We start from the raw sequence: 15142 nt of genomic DNA, 5'->3' as shown, positions 1-15142 counted from the left end.
CCGGAAAATGCTGACATGTCATAAGGCTATGCATTTCCCTCTGCATGCGCGGGTTTCTACCAATCGTGGGGGTCTACTTCATTTCTGCAGCTGTTACGTCCGCGCTGACAACTGGCGATGGATCTGCCACGCTGGCAGGCCGGTGGCATCAGACGCGCGCTGTCAAAGCGAAAAGGCGGCGCGACCCTTGAGGCGCTCATGCTCCCTGGCGGCGAAACGGTCCGTCATGCCGGCGATGTAGTCAGCCACCACACGCTCGGGTTTTGCCCCAGCGGAATAGGGCATGTCGATCCCGGCTGCACGGTCTATATGTGCCTGTGGCATCTGCGCGGGGTCGGCCATATAGGCCTCGAACAAATCGCGAACCACTTGCTTGGCCGCCTGCGTGGTTTGCACCACTTGCGGGTGCCGGTATAAATTTTGTAGCAAAAATCGCTTGAGGGACGCGGACTGTGCCGCCATCTCTTCGGTAAAACACACCAGCGGGGGATGCTGGCGTACGGCCTGGACGTCGGCCGGCGCGGCTGCCTGCAAAGCCATCCGTGTCGCATCGATGACGTTGTAGACCTGCGCACTCAGCATGCGGCGTATGGTTTCAAACAGCAGCCGCCGGCCCTGCAGGCCCGGATGTGCCAGGCCCGTTTCGTGGCGGTACTGGCTGAACAGCGCCACATCCTCCAACTGTTCCAGGCTGAGCAAGCCCGAACGGACACCATCATCAATATCGTGGGCGTTGTAGGCAATTTCATCCGCAAGATTGGCCAGTTGCGCCTCCAGACTGGGTTGCAGCCATCGAGGGCTCGTTGATGCCGATGCGACAAAACGCCGGGCTACGCCACCGGGTTCACGCGCCTCGATATGGCGAGCATTGCGCTTTGAGCAGTGCTTCAAAATTCCTTCGCGTGTCTCAAACGTCAGATTCAGGCCGTTGTAGTTGGGATAACGCTCCTCCAGCGTGTCCACGACCCGCAGGCTCTGCAGGTTGTGCTCGAAGCCCGCGCTCCGCGGATTGTGGTTTTTCAGGCATTGGTTCAGTGCATCCTGGCCGGCATGTCCGAATGGCGTGTGACCCAGGTCGTGCGCAAGGGCAATGGCCTCAACCAGATCTTCGTTGAGCTGCAGGGTACGGGCAATTGACCGCCCCAGCTGTGCGACCTCCAGCGAATGGGTCAGGCGTGTGCGAAAGAGATCACCCTCGTGGTTCAGAAATACCTGGGTTTTATAGACCAGGCGGCGAAACGCCGTGGAATGCACAATCCGGTCGCGGTCGCGCTGGAACTCAGAGCGTGTCGGCGCCGCAGGCTCGGGGTAGCGGCGGCCGCGCGACAGCGCCGGATCACAAGCATAGGCCGCAGCACTCATGACTCACTCATCCAGACAGCTTCCAGCCTTCATGAAATCGGCCACATTTACCGGCCCCATCGCCCATCACGCACAACAGGCATCGATGACTTCGCGCACGAGCGCATCGGGTGCGCCACGCACCGCCGCCTTGCCAGGCCCATCAATCACCACGAAGCGGATTTCACCGGCCTCGGATTTTTTATCGACGCGCATCAGCTCGAGATAACGGCCGGCATTGTCAGTGGCGGACAGCACAGGTCCCTTGACGGGCAGGCCAGCACGCAGGACGAGCCCTGTCAGGCGCTCCACAAAAGCCATATCGACCAGGCCCAGGCGCTGCGACAAATGCGCAGCCATCACCATGCCGCAACCCACCCCCTCGCCGTGCAGCCACTCGCCATAGCCCAGCCCCGACTCAATCGCGTGGCCAAAAGTGTGGCCGAAATTCAAGATCGCCCGCAAGCCCGACTCGCGCTCGTCCTGCCCCACCACCCAGGCCTTGATCTCGCAGCTGCGCTGAATGGCATGCGCCAGTGCGGCTGGGTCTTTGCCCAGCAAGGCATCGAGGTGCCCCTCAATCCAGTCGAGAAACGCCATGTCGGCGATCGGCCCGTATTTGATGATCTCGGCCAGGCCCGCGCTCAGTTCACGCGAAGGCAGTGTGACGAGTACATCCAGGTCGCAAACGACCAGGAGAGGCTGGTAAAACGCGCCGATCATGTTTTTTCCCAGCGGGTGGTTGATGGCCGTTTTGCCGCCCACCGATGAATCCACCTGCGCCAGCAAGGTCGTGGGAACCTGCACAAATGGCACGCCGCGCATGTAGCTTGCGGCGGCAAATCCGGTCATGTCGCCGACCACCCCCCCACCCAGCGCGAACAGCACGGTTTTTCGGTCACAACCGTTTTCCAGCAGCGCATCAAAAATCAGCTGCAGGGTCGGCCAGTCTTTGTGGGCCTCGCCATCGGGCAAAGTCACCTGCAAGACCTTCTCATAACGCGCCCGGAGGGCCTGCGTGAGCCGGGCCGCATACAAGGGAGCCACGGTGGTATTGGAAACAATGAGCGCCGTGCTCGCTTTGGGCAGCTGCTCGTAGGTCGAAGCGTCGCCCAGCAGGTTCACGCCAATGGCAATCGGATAGCTGCGTTCGGCCAGATGGATACGAACCTGCGCCGCAGCGGGGGAGGAGTTTGCTTGCATAACCGCAAGTGTAGAGGCACTCCACCGCCCAGCGGGTGCCGCCGGTCTTTGCGCCGCCACCGCAACAGCGCGGCCGGCGCGTGACATCAGACTAAGGCGCAGGAACCACGCCCGCCAGTTCCAGCTGTATGAGAATCATGTTGACCAGGGTCGACACCGAAGGACGGCCGGTTTCAATCACGAACCGGGCGGTTTCCCGATACAGCGGGTCGCGCGCGATGTAAAGGTCGCGCAATCGCGCCAGTGGATCGGCGACCTGAAGCAGCGGCCGGTTCTGGTCATGCCGCAAGCGCCGAAACACCTCTTCCGGCGCCGAATGCAAATACACGACCTGCGCCCGCACCCGCAAGTGCTCGCGGTTCACGGGACGGAGCACGGCGCCGCCGCCGGTGGAGAGCACACAGGGCGCTCCCTGGGTCAACTCATCGATGACCAGCTGTTCAAGATCGCGGAACGAAACCTCGCCTTCGCGCTCAAAAAACTCGCGAATGGAGCAACCGATACGCTGCTCTATGACCTGGTCTGAATCAACAAACGGCAGACCCAGCCTGCGGGCAAGCTGCCTGCCCACGGTGGACTTCCCGGATCCCGGCAGGCCTACACAGGCGATTTTCAACAGGTTTGCATTCACTTGAATAGGCAGTATGCCAGCGCTGAAGGCATCGGAAAGAAACGCCTCAAAAATTGGGACGCTCAACAAAGAAGCGAAGCTGACGTCCTCCCAGGCAATGTCAGCTTTCGCCCTCAAGCGACTTCCTCTCTATTATCGGCGTGTCCGATACAGACTTTACGTTCAGCGCAATGCGGCCCCGTTCGTCAGCATTTTGGGCGTAATGAACACCAGCAGTTCAGACTTGGTGGCTGAACGGGTTTTGGTTTTGAACAAGTTGCCAATAGCAGGCAAGTCGCCCAGCAGGGGAACCTTGGTCTCATCTTCCCTGTCGTTCTGCTCAAAGATGCCGCCGATCACCACCGTGCCACCGTTTTCAACCAATACCTGCGTCTGGATGTGCTTGGTGTCGATGGCAAAACCATTGGAAGTGGCCCGACCAACGCTGTCCTTGTTGACATCAACATTCAGGATGATGTTGCCCTCGGGTGTGATCTGGGGGGTAACTTCCAGCTTCAGATTGGCTTTGCGGAAGGCGATCGAGGTGGCGCCGCTGGAGGTTGCCTGCTGATAGGGCAGTTCGGTGCCCTGCTCGATCAGTGCCTTCACCTGGTCCGCCGTCACGATTCGGGGGCTGGACACGATTTTCCCTTTTCCGTCAGCTTCCGCCGCCGAAATCTCGAGATTCAGCAACCTTGTCACCGAAGAATTGAACAGGGAGATGGCGAAGGTGGATGCGGGATAACCATTCTGTCCAACGCCAGGTAAATTTACAAAGTCGCCCGCATTGGTTCCAAAGTTCCCCCCGGCGACCGGTGCGGTACCAGCTGGAATGTTCGGCGCAATGTAAGTGCTGCCAAACATGGCATTGCGATTTCCGTTCAAGGTAAATGGCCGACCGCCAAGCCTGACGCCCAACGATTTCCCAAAGCTGTCAGAGGCCTCAACGATGCGCGCCTCGATCAGCACCTGCCGCACGGGAATATCAAGTTTGGCAATCAAAGCCTGAACCTGTTCGAGTTTGGCCGGTATGTCGGTCACAAACAATTGGTTGGTACGCGATTCCGAGATCACGCTGCCCCGCGTGGACAATATCTTGGTGGCACCTGCACCACTGCTGCCCAACAATCCCGCAGCGATATCAGCCGCCTTTGCATAGTTAAGTTTGAAGTCCTGGGTACGGAGCGCTTCCAGGCTCTGGATCGCATTTCTTGACTCGTGGTCCTGCTTGTCCTTCGCGGCAAGCTCGTCCTTGGGGGCGATCAGCAAGACATTGCCCGTTTTACGCATGCCTAATCCCTTGGCCTGCAAAATAATGTCCAGCGCCTGGTCCCAAGGAACGTCTTTCAGGCGCAGGGTCACGGAACCTGACACGGTATCTGAGGTGACGATATTGAAGTTGGTGAAGTCCGCAATAACTTGCAGCAGCGAGCGGATTTCAATGTTCTGGAAATTCAGGGACAGCTTCTCACCGGTGTATCCGGGGCCTTGGCTGAGCTTGTTGGGGTCAACTTTCTGCGGGCGCACTTCCAGCACAAACTGATTGTCGCTCTGATAGGCGCTGTGCTCCCACGAGCCTTTGGGCTCCACGACCATTCGCACCTTGTCACCGGTCTGGAAAGTGGTGACGGTCTGAATCGGCGTGCCGAAATCGGCCACATCGAGACGACGGCGCAAGCCCTCAGGCAGAGCCGTTTTCAGGAACTCAACCACGAGGGTCTGACCCTGCTGGCGAATATCAACACCGACCTGGTTGTTGGCAAGATCCACGACCACCCGACCCGCGCTGTCAGTGCCGCGGCGAAAATCGATATCCTTCAACGGAAGGACGTCGCGGTTGCGGCTCTCGGCAAACACCGGCGTCGCCGCCGCAGAAGGCGCGGCCAAGGCAGCCGGCTCCAGGGTAATCAGCAGGGACTTGCCTTGTATCTCGGCCTTGTACGCCGTAGGAGCCTTCAGATTGAGCACAACCCGGGTTCGCTCCCCCGCCTGCACCACGTTCGCGGAGCGCAGATTTCCGAGGTTGAGGTCAACCGCAGAGCGTCCCATGGCATTGCTCACGCCCGGAAAGTCAAGCGCAATGCGTGCAGGCGCCTGGATGCTGAAGCCGGTAGGTACGGCTGCAAGCGGTTCGGCCAGATCAATACGGATCACCTCCGCGCCGCCCTGGACGGAGCCAGAGAGGGACTGGATGGTATTTTGCGCCTGCGCCGTCGTAGTAGTCAGCGATGCCGCAAACAGCACCACACTCAGAGAAGCGCCGCGCAACACGCATCCAAGCAAACGTTGCAGGCCGCCTCGCATCGCCTCTGCCTTTAATGCCGATGTCTGCTTGTTATTCATTTTGATCCCTCTAATAACTGTAAAGTCGCTGGCCGCTCTATCCATTCACCTGCAGCGTCTTGCACGATTTCCCGCAGGGCAACACTGGTTTCAGTCACCTTGGTAATACGGCCATAGTTCTGACCCAGATAGTTACCCACTCGAACCTGGTAAATCAGGTTATCGACCCGCACCAGTGCCACGGGCTGGCCGACTTTGATCAGGCTTCCGACCATGACCACGGCGTCCAGAGGAGACGCTTCCAGAGGCTCCTTGCGCCGGCTCAGCTCAGGGGCTACCAGGGCCGCGTTGGCCGTCCCCCGATTGGATTCGCGCTTCAAGGCCTGTGTCAGTTTCTGGTTGCTGAAAGGCTCTATCGAGCCGTCCTGGTTATAGGCTTGCGGCGTGAACTTGGTTGGCTCAGGTAAGGGCTCGACCTTGGGCTTGGTTGCGTTTCGCTGATCCACCATCCACTGTTTCAGCTCCTCCTGTTCGGACGAACTGCAACCGGCCATTCCGAATAAAAACAGCGTCAGGCTGGCGATCAATGCAGAGCGACTGATTCTCATTTCTTGGCCCCCTTGGCAGGAGCGCTCTTGCGCTGCAAGGCCACCTCTTCACCGTCGAGGTAACGAAAAGTCTTGGCCGTGGTATCCATTGTCAGATTGCCATCCTTGGCCGGCAGGATGCTCAGATTGTTCAGGGTGACAATACGGGACAGATTGGCAATATCCGCCGCAAACGCCCCAAGATCGTGATAACGCCCCGTCACGCGCACCGCAATCGGTAATTCCGCGTAGTACTCCTTGACGCTCACCTGACCCGGGCGAAACAACTCAAACTGCAGGCTGCGGCCCAGACCGGCCTGATTGATATCGGACAGCAGGGCATCCATCTCGGCTTTGCTCGGCAGCTGCTTTTCAAGCTGCGTCACATATTGCTGAACCTGCTCACGCTGCTTCTTCAGGGCATCCAGATTGACGGCCTGCACAAGTTTCTTCTTGTAGTCATCCCTGAGCTGAACTTCTTTTGCTTTTTCTGCAGTCAATTCTTCGTCAGAGGCGTTCAGCCCCAAAAACCAGATGGCGACCACCACCAACACAGTCACGGCAAGGCATAGGAGATAGCGCGGTAAAGCCGGCCACGAGGGTGGATCATTCGGATCAAGCCCGCTGAACTGGGCTTTCAGGCTGCGTTGGAAACTGCCTAAATCGACAGAAGATTTTGGTTTTTTTGCCATGATCAGTTTCGTTCAACCCTGGTCTTCATATCTTGGCCGCTGCCGACGCCGAGGCGACGGCAGCTGGCTTGGCTGCGGCAGAAGACGCCGCAGGAAGCGCACGCCCAGCCACTGAACTTGAGGCTGCAGAATTTGCAGCTTTCGGATCACTGGCCCGCTTGAGCCCTACGCGCATGGAGAAGTTGGCTACCCGCCGCTGGTCACGCTGGCTCAGCGCGACCGAGCCGGCGACGATTTCCACGAGTTCCGGTCTCGTCAACCAGGGGCTGTTGTTGGAAAAATTGCGCAACAGTTCGGAAACCCGCTCGTTGGACTGCGCAGTACCGGTGATGAGGACGGTCTGGTTGTCCTGCTTCATGCTGTTGATATAGACGCCATCAGGCAATTGCTTGACCAATTCGCTGAGCAGGTAGACCGGCAGGTTGCGGTTTCCCTGCAAATCTTCCACTGCGCTCTGGCGAGCCCTCAGCGCGGCGATCTCCGCCTGCAAGGTCGCGATCTCCTTGATTTGGCCCTCAAGGCGGGTGATTTCGGTTTTCAGGAAGTTGTTTTTCGCCTGCTGGCTTTCAATTTGAGCCAGATACCAGGTGTACACAGCACCGGAAATCAGCACGCCAACCAGTGCGGCGACACCCAAGGTCGAAAAAAATACCTCGCGCCTGCGCTTGCGCGCCGCTTCCCGGTGCGGGAGCAGATTGATCAGAATCACTGCACGAACCTCCGCAAGGCCAGACCGCAAGACGTCAAATAAGATGACGCTTCACGCCGCATTTTCTTTTCCCGGACATCGCTGCCCAGCTCCATGCCTTCAAAGGGATTGGCCAGCAGGCAGGCAAAGGAAGTCTGCTGCGTGACGGCATCATTGAGCCCAGGCAATGCGGATGAGCCGCCCGCCAGCATCACGTAATCGACTTTGTTATGGGGCGTGCTGGTGAAGAAGAACTGGAGCGCCCGGCCGATTTCCTGTGCCATGCTCTCGACAAAAGGTTTCAGGACACCCGATTCGTAATCTTCTGGCAGGTCGCCACTGCGTTTTTTGCTCTCCGCTTCTTCGGACGAAAAACCGTATTGGCGAACAATCAACTGGGTGAGTTGCGCGCCACCAAAGGCCTGATCGCGCTCATACAACACATCATCGTTCTTGATGACCTGCATGCTGGTGGTCAAGGCGCCCACTTCAAACAGGGCAACCAGCGTATCCACTCCCTTGTTGGGCAGGCTCTCGATCAGCCGTGCCGTTGCCAGCCGGGACGCGTATGACTCCACATCGATCACAATGGGTTTCAGCCCGGCGGCTTCGGCCAGACCCTGCCGGTCCTGCACCTTCTCCTTGCGGGAAGCGGCAATCAGCACCTCGACATCGCCGCTCGATGTGGCGCTGGGCCCCACCACGCAGAAATCCAGACTGACCTCGTCGAGCGAAAAGGGTATGTACTGGTTGGCTTCGGTTTCGACCTGAAGCTCAAGTTCGGCATCGCTCAGGCCACCTGGCAGGACGATTTTCTTGGTGATCACCGCTGAGGCAGGTAGCGCCATGGCCACATTTTTGGTTCGCGTTCCGCTCTTTTTAACCAGCCGGCGCACCGCTTCGGCCACCTCGTCGAATTTCTCGACATTGCCATCGGTGATCCAGCCCCGTTCCAGCGGCTCTATCGCGCAGCGGTCAAGCACCAGGTTACCGGCCTTGTCACGGCTCAACTCCACCAGCTTGACGCTGGACGAACTGATATCGAGGCCCAGCAGAGCTGGCTCTTGACTGTTAAATAACGATCCCAAAGAGATCAAGGCGGTCCCCAAATGACGGCTAATATGTAGCCCTGCATACTTAAGAAATCACTTGAATAGTAGCAGTAAGCTCTTTGTGCTGTAAGGATTTTTCTCATTTCAGGCACCCAGAACGTTGTCAAAAGCAGACGGTTTTGACGGACCACACCGACAGCAACTGAGGCAAAGAGCTGTCTGCAAACGTAAAAGTATGGCGCGCTGGAAGGCACCAGATACGTACGTGTTTCAGGGATTTTTATAATGAGCTTCGCGACTTTACGATTGCCTACATGCCCACCAAGCCCTCCTCTTCGAACTCAAACGCCCACGCAGTGATGCAGCCCTCCTGGCAACGCTGGCTGACCAAGCTGGTTTTGTGGGGCGCCGGGCTGGCGCTGGCGGGGGTGGTCGGCATCGTTCTGTTTGTAGCCGTCGCCTTGTCGGTGGCCTACCCCAACCTGCCAGACATCTCGGATTTATTGGACTACCGGCCCAAGTTGCCGCTGCGCGTGTATTCCGCAGATGGCGTGGTGATTGGCGAGTTTGGCGAAGAACGCCGAAACCTCACGCCCATCAAAGACATCCCGCAAGTCATGAAGGACGCCGTACTGGCGATCGAGGATGCCCGCTTCTTTTCGCATGGTGGTGTGGACTACCTTGGCGTGATCCGCGCCGGCTTTGCCAATGTGGGCCGGGCAAAAAGCCAGGGCGCCTCCACCATCACCATGCAGGTGGCCCGCAATGTGTACCTGTCCGCCGAGAAAAGCTATACCCGCAAGATTTATGAAATCCTGCTGACCTTCAAGCTGGAGCACCTGCTGACCAAGGACCAAATCCTGGAGATCTATATGAACCAGATTTTCTTGGGTAACCGGGCCTATGGCTTTGCCGCTGCTTCAGAGGCTTATTTTGGCAAACCCCTCAAGAACATCTCCATTGCCGAAGCCGCGATGTTGGCCGGTTTGCCCAAAGCGCCCTCGGCATACAACCCGATCATCAACCCCAAGCGCGCAAAAGCCCGCCAGCTCTACATCATTGAGCGCATGCAGGAGAACGGTTTCATCACGGCAGAGCAGGCCAAGGCCGCCAAGGAGGAGGAGCTTCAGGTCAGGAACGGGCGCGATGCCGGCCGTGTGCATGCCGAATATGTCGCTGAAACTGTTCGCCAACTGGTCTACAACCAGTACGGCGACGAAACCTATACCCGCGGCCTCAATGTTTACACCACCTTGCGCGCGGACGACCAGACGGTAGCCTACAAGGCCTTGCGCAAGGGCATCATGGACTACGAACGCCGGCAAATTTACCGGGGCCCTGAAAAATTCATCGACCTTCCCGCCAACCCGCAAGAGACGGAAGATGCGATTGACGACGCACTGACCGACAATCCCGATAACGGCGACGTGATGTCGGCTGTGGTGCTTGAAGCCAATCCGAAACGGATTCTCGCGATGCGCCAGAACAGCGAAACGGTTGAAATCACCGGCGAAGGCCTCAGACCGGCACAATCTGGCCTGGCCGACAAGGCCGGCCCCAGTATCAAAATCCGCCGTGGCGCCCTGATCCGGGTGGCCAAAACGCCTAAAAACACCTGGGAAATCACCCAACTACCTGAAGTTGAAGGGGCATTTGTAGCGCTGGACCCGCGTGACGGCTCCATCCGCGCGCTGGTGGGCGGGTTTGATTTTGAGAAGAACAAGTTCAACCACGTGACCCAAGCCTGGCGGCAACCGGGCTCCAGCTTCAAGCCGTTCATCTATTCGGCGGCCCTGGAGAAGGGCTTCACGCCGGCTACCGTGGTCAATGACGCGCCACTGTTTTTTGACGCCGGAGTGACGGGCGGCCAGCCCTGGGAGCCCAAAAACTATGACGGTACCTTTGAGGGCCCGATGAATTTGCGGACCGGCCTGAAGAAATCAAAAAACATGATTTCCATCCGCATTCTGCAATCCATAGGCGCCCCCTATGCGCAGGACTGGATCAGTCACTTCGGGTTTGAGGCGGAAAAGCATCCGGCTTACCTGACCATGGCACTGGGTGCCGGGTCCGTCACGCCCATGCAAATGGCCACGGCTTATTCGGTGTTTGCCAATGGCGGCTACCGCGTCAACCCCTACCTGGTTACCAAAATCACCGACCAGCGCGGCAAGGTGCTGCTCGAAGCCACGCCGCCAGTCCTGGACGAGTCGGCCAGGGCCATCGATGCCCGCAATGCCTTCGTCATGGACAGCCTGCTGCAGGAAGTGGCGCGCTCAGGCACGGCGGCCAAGGCGCAGGCGACCCTCAAGCGTCCCGATCTTTTCGGCAAAACCGGCACCACAAACGACTCGATCGACACCTGGTTCGTGGGTTTTCAACCTACCCTGGCGGCAGCTGTCTGGATGGGTTACGACACGCCCAAAAAGCTTGGCGATCGGGAAACTGGCGGCGGCCTGAGTTTGCCCATCTGGATCAACTTCATGGAATACGCCCTGAAAGGCGTACCGGTCACCGAATACCCGCCGCCCGAAGGCGTGGTGAACGTCAGTGGCGAGTGGTACTACAACGAGTATGCGAAGGGCTTGGGGGTGAGCAGCGTGGGAACGCAGGATCCGGCAGCTGTCAACGCTGGCCAACTGCCAGCCCCGGGCACGCCAGGCGGCCCCATTCAGGTATTGCCGCCCTCCGACGAAAAGAAACGGATTCTGGATCTGTTCAAAAACTGACAGGCACAAGCTGCGGGGAACGATCCAGTCTCCTGGTCCGATACCGAGGCCATGGTCGGTGCGGACGGGGCCGGCGCGTGCTGCGGCCCCGCCCGTTCACCCGGTCAGTTGGGCTGGCGCCCTGAACACCAGCGACTGGCCCGCCTGCTCACTGGCGTAACGCGACAAACCGGTGAAAAACTCGCTGGAGTCCTTGGTGTCCCTCCACTGGCCGTCATGAAATTTATAGTGAAAGCCACCCGCCCTGGCAGCCATCCAGATTTCCTGCAATGGTTTTTGCAGATTGATGACGATCTGGCTCCGGTTTGAAAATGTCAGCGTGATCATGCCGCCGGTGCGCTGGTTGTCGATGTCAGCATCGGTTTCATCGTTGATCCGGTCGCAGGCCGTCTCAACGGCCCTGAGCGCGCTCTCAGCCAGGTCCTGGTATTCAAGGTCCGTCATTACAATCCCATCATGGTTTCTTCACATCATTCGTGGTTTCAAATTTTAGGCTGCCTTCGGGCTTTTGCTTCCAGGCATGGCCTTGCAGCCATCGTGGTTGGCGCTGCGGCAGCACTCGCCGGTTGCGGCCAGAAAGGCCCGCTCTTCCTTCCCGCGCCGCCCAAGGCGCCCAATGCTACGGCAACAACCCCCGTTAATCCGGGCGCAGCAGCGACGGCGGTGGCACCGGCCACATCTGCTTCGGCCGCCCGATGAATTCCGCCGTCTGGCCAGCCGGTGCACATCCCTCGCCTGGCAGGAATACAGGTGCCCACGCTCCTGAAGCTTGAAAACAAAGGCGGGGACGGCTTGGGGCCTTGATTCCATCATGGCTTTCGATGCTGACACTCCGTAAGATCAACCGCCCTAGACCCAACGTTTTGACAACCGGCTCATTCATGACAGACCACAAGCTCCCAGGCCACCCTCATTTTGCATACCGTGGCAAGGACCTGTTTGCCGAAAACCTGAAGGTCAGCGAATTGGCGAGCAGGCACGGCACGCCGCTATTTGTTTATTCCAGGGCTGCAATGCTGTCGGCCCTGGCCGCTTACCAGCGCGGCTTTGCCGGGCGCGATGTGCAGATCTGCTATGCCATGAAGGCCAACTCGTCGCTGGGCGTGCTGCAAGTGTTTGCCCGGGCCGGCTGCGGTTTTGACATCGTTTCGGGAGGCGAGCTGGAGCGCGTGCTCGCGGCTGGTGGCGAGGCCGGAAAAATCATTTTCTCCGGTGTCGGCAAAACGCGCGCCGAAATGCGGCAAGCGCTGGAGGCCGGCATTGGCTGCTTCAACGTCGAGAGCGAAGCCGAGCTGGATGTGCTGTCCGGCGTCGCCGCGACGATGAACTTGCGTGCACCGGTGAGCATTCGCGTGAATCCGAATGTCGACCCCAAGACGCATCCCTATATTTCCACGGGGCTCAAAGACAATAAATTCGGCGTTGCCCATGAAGACGCCCTGCGCATTTACCAGCACGCGGCCTCCCTGCCCGGCTTGCAGGTCGTGGGTATTGACTGCCACATCGGCTCCCAGATCACGGAAACCACACCCTACCTCGACGCCATGGACCGGGTGCTTGATCTCGTCGCCTCCATTGAAAACGCGGGCATCGCACTGGACCACATCGACTTCGGCGGCGGTCTGGGCATCAATTACAACGGTGACACCCCGCCCGAAGCCGACGCGCTGTGGCGGCAACTGCTGGCCAAACTGGACGCCCGCGGCTATGGCAACAAGAAGCTGATGATTGAGCCGGGTCGTTCGCTGGTCGGCAACGCCGGCATTTGCCTGACCAAGGTGCTCTACCTGAAACCCGGTGAGCAGAAAAACTTCTGCATCATCGACGCGGCCATGAACGACTTGCCGCGTCCGGCCATGTACCAGGCTTTTCATGCCATTGTCCCGGTGGTATCCGGCAGCCACTCCCCGGCCAGCACATACGACGTCGTGGGTCCGGTCTGCGAGAGCGGCGACTGGATCGGCCGTGACAGGTCGCTAGCCGTCAGCGCGGGCGACATGCTGGCGGTGTTGTCAGCGGGCGCTTACTGTATGAGCATGGCCAGCAACTACAACACGCGCGGCCGCGCCGCCGAGGTGCTGGTCGATGGCAACCAGGCGCACCTGATACGCCGCCGCGAAGATGCGCAGGACCAGATGCGCCATGAGCAGCTGGTGGCCGAATAAAGCCAGCGAGGGCACTGGCAGGGGCGCCCGCATCAGGCGATGCAGCCAGCCATTCAAGACGATAGTTTGACGCGCCCGCTGGGCAGGGGCTGCGGCCTCTTTTTCTTCAGGTACTGCTGCAAGCGCCAGCCGAGAAGCAGCGCAATGATGACGGCATACACAAACACCTCGGCAAAATTGTTCTTGGCCGCGCGCATCCAGAAGAAATGCAGCAGCCCCAAACCGGCAATCAGATAGACCAGCTTGTGCAGCCATTGCCAGCGCCTGGCGCCCATGGCCTTGATGGCGGCATTGAACGACGTGGCGGCCAGCGGCGTCAGCAGCATAAACGCGGTAAATCCCACCAGGATAAAGGGCCGCTTGGCGATGTCTTTGGTGATGTCCGGAATATCGAAACCCATGTCAAACCAGCTGTAGCTCAGCAGGTGGGTCACCACATAAAAATAGGCAAACAGCCCCAGCATGCGCCGAAATCGCGCCAGTGCCGGCGTGTTGCTGATGACCCTCAAAGGCGTGACCGCCAGCACAATACAGATAAAGCGCAGCGTCCAGTCTCCGGTGGCCCGAATCAGCGCTTCAGCCGGGTTGGCGCCCAGCTGGTCGTTCAGCGCGCTGTAAAACAGCCAGGCAAAAGGCAGCAGGCAGAGGACGAACAACAACGGCTTGGCGGCGGAATGCAGCAACAGCCTTTGGCGCGAAATCATCTGGGAACCTTCAGAAAAACTTCTTGAGATCCATGCCGGCATAGAGCTGGCCCACCTGCGCTTCATAGCCGTTGAACACCAGGGTCTTGCGCTTCTTGGCGAACAGGCCGTCTTCGCCGATGCGGCGTTCGGTGGCCTGGCTCCATCGGGGATGGTCCACGTTCGGGTTCACATTGGAATAAAAGCCATACTCCTGTGCCGCCGCCTTGTTCCAGGCGGTCCGTGGCTCCTTGTCGGTGAAGCGGATCTTGACGATGCTCTTGCCACTTTTAAAGCCGTATTTCCAGGGCAACACCATGCGCACCGGTGCGCCATTCTGGTTGGGCAGCACTTCACCATACATGCCGAAGGTCAGCAAAGCCAGCGGATGCATGGCCTCATCCATGCGCAGGGCCTCGACGTAAGGCCAGTCAAGCACGCGGGAACCGACAAAGGGCATGGTTTTAGGGTCGGCCTGGCTGATGAATTCCACATATTTGGCGCTGCCCAGCGGTTCGACTTTCCTGATCAGCTCGGACAGCGAGTACCCCACCCACGGAATCACCATGGACCAGCCCTCCACGCAGCGCAGGCGGTAAATGCGCTCTTCCTGCGGGCTGAACCTGATCAGGTCTTCCAGCGTGTAGGCTTTGGGCTCCTTGACCAGCCCTTCAATGGCCACCGACCAGGGCTTGGTCACCAGCGTATGGGCGTTTTTGGCCGGGTCGGCCTTGTCCGTGCCAAACTCATAAAAGTTGTTGTACGTGGTGACGTCTTTGTAGTCGGTGACTTTGTCCATGACTACTGCACCCGCCACGGCCGATTTGCCGCCGGCCAACAACGCCAGCTTGCCGGGCTTTGGCACCGCCTGCGCCAAAGCCTCGCGGCCGGCCCAACCGGCCAGCGCGGCACCCGCCGTACCCGTAGCCATCAGCTTGATCAGTTCGCGCCGGGACTGGTAAATGCCCTGCGGTGTGATCTCGCTGGGAACCGGGTGGTCAAACCCGCTGGCGTTCGTCTTGATGAGCATCTGAGGTCCTTGAAGTTGCTTTAGTGGTTAGTCTGATGACGCAGCCAACCCTTACATGGATGTTTACAAGGACCCGGTT

At 59.0% G+C, this 15142-nt stretch carries 14 protein-coding genes; 3 read left to right on the top strand and 11 right to left on the bottom strand.

Annotated features, from left to right (window positions below; translation table 11 throughout):
* Positions 1–162: 162 nt before the first annotated feature.
* The 8 genes from AC1DS5_RS07880 to AC1DS5_RS07845 all read right to left on the bottom strand — a co-directional run bounded on the left by AC1DS5_RS07880 (position 163) and on the right by AC1DS5_RS07845 (position 8501).
* A complete protein-coding gene (locus AC1DS5_RS07880) occupies positions 163–1362 on the bottom strand; it encodes a deoxyguanosinetriphosphate triphosphohydrolase (protein ID WP_477717696.1) in 1200 nt (399 codons plus the stop codon).
* Positions 1363–1428: 66 nt separating this feature from the next.
* The gene (aroB, locus tag AC1DS5_RS07875) at positions 1429–2544 is read right to left on the bottom strand and encodes a 3-dehydroquinate synthase (protein ID WP_477717695.1); all 1116 of its coding nucleotides are present in this window, start codon (positions 2542–2544) and stop codon (positions 1429–1431) included.
* A gap of 91 nt (positions 2545–2635) precedes the next feature.
* Positions 2636–3160, bottom strand: a complete 525-nt coding sequence (locus AC1DS5_RS07870) for a shikimate kinase (RefSeq protein WP_477717694.1) — start codon at positions 3158–3160, stop codon at positions 2636–2638.
* Between the two features lie 177 nt (positions 3161–3337).
* Positions 3338–5458 carry a type IV pilus secretin PilQ gene (locus AC1DS5_RS07865; RefSeq protein ID WP_477717784.1) on the bottom strand — a complete coding sequence of 707 codons (2121 nt, stop codon included), beginning with the start codon at positions 5456–5458 and terminating at the stop codon, positions 3338–3340.
* A 35-nt stretch (positions 5459–5493) separates the two neighbouring features.
* Positions 5494–6045: a pilus assembly protein PilP gene (locus AC1DS5_RS07860; protein ID WP_477717693.1), complete on the bottom strand. Its 552-nt coding sequence runs from the start codon at positions 6043–6045 to the stop codon at positions 5494–5496.
* Positions 6042–6716 (bottom strand): type IV pilus inner membrane component PilO, encoded by a 675-nt coding sequence (locus AC1DS5_RS07855; protein WP_477717692.1) that lies wholly within the window; start codon positions 6714–6716, stop codon positions 6042–6044. The genes AC1DS5_RS07860 and AC1DS5_RS07855 overlap by 4 nt, the downstream gene beginning before the upstream one ends.
* 25 nt (positions 6717–6741) lie before the next feature.
* Entirely contained in the window at positions 6742–7425 is a 684-nt protein-coding gene (locus AC1DS5_RS07850; protein WP_477717691.1) for a PilN domain-containing protein, read from the bottom strand.
* Entirely contained in the window at positions 7422–8501 is a 1080-nt protein-coding gene (locus AC1DS5_RS07845; RefSeq protein WP_477717690.1) for a pilus assembly protein PilM, read from the bottom strand. Before AC1DS5_RS07845 ends, AC1DS5_RS07850 begins: the two co-directional genes overlap by 4 nt.
* 269 nt (positions 8502–8770) lie before the next feature.
* On the opposite strand from AC1DS5_RS07845, the gene AC1DS5_RS07840 reads away from it, so the two are divergent.
* Entirely contained in the window at positions 8771–11185 is a 2415-nt protein-coding gene (locus tag AC1DS5_RS07840) for a penicillin-binding protein 1A (RefSeq protein ID WP_477717689.1), read from the top strand.
* Positions 11186–11281: 96 nt separating this feature from the next.
* Here AC1DS5_RS07840 and cyaY read toward each other — a convergent pair whose 3' ends face one another.
* Complete coding sequence (gene cyaY / locus AC1DS5_RS07835) at positions 11282–11629, bottom strand: iron donor protein CyaY (protein WP_477717688.1); 348 nt, start codon at positions 11627–11629, stop codon at positions 11282–11284.
* 12 nt (positions 11630–11641) lie between these two features.
* Between cyaY and lptM the strand changes: the two genes are divergently transcribed.
* Positions 11642–11884: an LPS translocon maturation chaperone LptM gene (gene lptM / locus AC1DS5_RS07830; RefSeq protein WP_477717687.1), complete on the top strand. Its 243-nt coding sequence runs from the start codon at positions 11642–11644 to the stop codon at positions 11882–11884.
* 182 nt (positions 11885–12066) lie between these two features.
* Entirely contained in the window at positions 12067–13350 is a 1284-nt protein-coding gene (gene lysA / locus AC1DS5_RS07825; protein ID WP_477717686.1) for a diaminopimelate decarboxylase, read from the top strand.
* A gap of 53 nt (positions 13351–13403) precedes the next feature.
* Here the strand turns inward: lysA and AC1DS5_RS07820 are convergent, their stop codons facing one another.
* Together AC1DS5_RS07820 and msrP are read right to left on the bottom strand one after the other, a co-directional pair.
* Complete coding sequence (locus tag AC1DS5_RS07820; protein ID WP_477717685.1) at positions 13404–14054, bottom strand: protein-methionine-sulfoxide reductase heme-binding subunit MsrQ; 651 nt, start codon at positions 14052–14054, stop codon at positions 13404–13406.
* A 10-nt stretch (positions 14055–14064) separates the two neighbouring features.
* A complete protein-coding gene (gene msrP, locus AC1DS5_RS07815) occupies positions 14065–15063 on the bottom strand; it encodes a protein-methionine-sulfoxide reductase catalytic subunit MsrP (RefSeq protein ID WP_477717684.1) in 999 nt (332 codons plus the stop codon).
* Positions 15064–15142: the final 79 nt, after the last annotated feature.

The organism is Polaromonas sp. P4_H1 (assembly GCF_056400945.1).
This window is presented reverse-complemented; position numbering and strand designations above follow the sequence as displayed.

Excerpts from the sequence above, each read along its gene's own strand:
- aroB (WP_477717695.1), bottom strand. The coding sequence starts at position 2,544 with ATGCAAGCAAACTCCTCCCCCGCTGCGGCGCAGGTTCGTATCCATCTG.
- msrP (WP_477717684.1), bottom strand. The coding sequence starts at position 15,063 with ATGCTCATCAAGACGAACGCCAGCGGGTTTGACCACCCGGTTCCCAGC.
- lptM (WP_477717687.1), top strand. The coding sequence starts at position 11,642 with ATGGTTTCTTCACATCATTCGTGGTTTCAAATTTTAGGCTGCCTTCGG.
- AC1DS5_RS07855 (WP_477717692.1), bottom strand. The coding sequence starts at position 6,716 with ATGGCAAAAAAACCAAAATCTTCTGTCGATTTAGGCAGTTTCCAACGC.
- AC1DS5_RS07865 (WP_477717784.1), bottom strand. The coding sequence starts at position 5,458 with ATGCGAGGCGGCCTGCAACGTTTGCTTGGATGCGTGTTGCGCGGCGCT.
- cyaY (WP_477717688.1), bottom strand. The coding sequence starts at position 11,629 with ATGACGGACCTTGAATACCAGGACCTGGCTGAGAGCGCGCTCAGGGCC.
- AC1DS5_RS07820 (WP_477717685.1), bottom strand. The coding sequence starts at position 14,054 with ATGATTTCGCGCCAAAGGCTGTTGCTGCATTCCGCCGCCAAGCCGTTG.
- AC1DS5_RS07880 (WP_477717696.1), bottom strand. The coding sequence starts at position 1,362 with ATGAGTGCTGCGGCCTATGCTTGTGATCCGGCGCTGTCGCGCGGCCGC.
- AC1DS5_RS07860 (WP_477717693.1), bottom strand. The coding sequence starts at position 6,045 with ATGAGAATCAGTCGCTCTGCATTGATCGCCAGCCTGACGCTGTTTTTA.
- lysA (WP_477717686.1), top strand. The coding sequence starts at position 12,067 with ATGACAGACCACAAGCTCCCAGGCCACCCTCATTTTGCATACCGTGGC.
- AC1DS5_RS07840 (WP_477717689.1), top strand. The coding sequence starts at position 8,771 with ATGCCCACCAAGCCCTCCTCTTCGAACTCAAACGCCCACGCAGTGATG.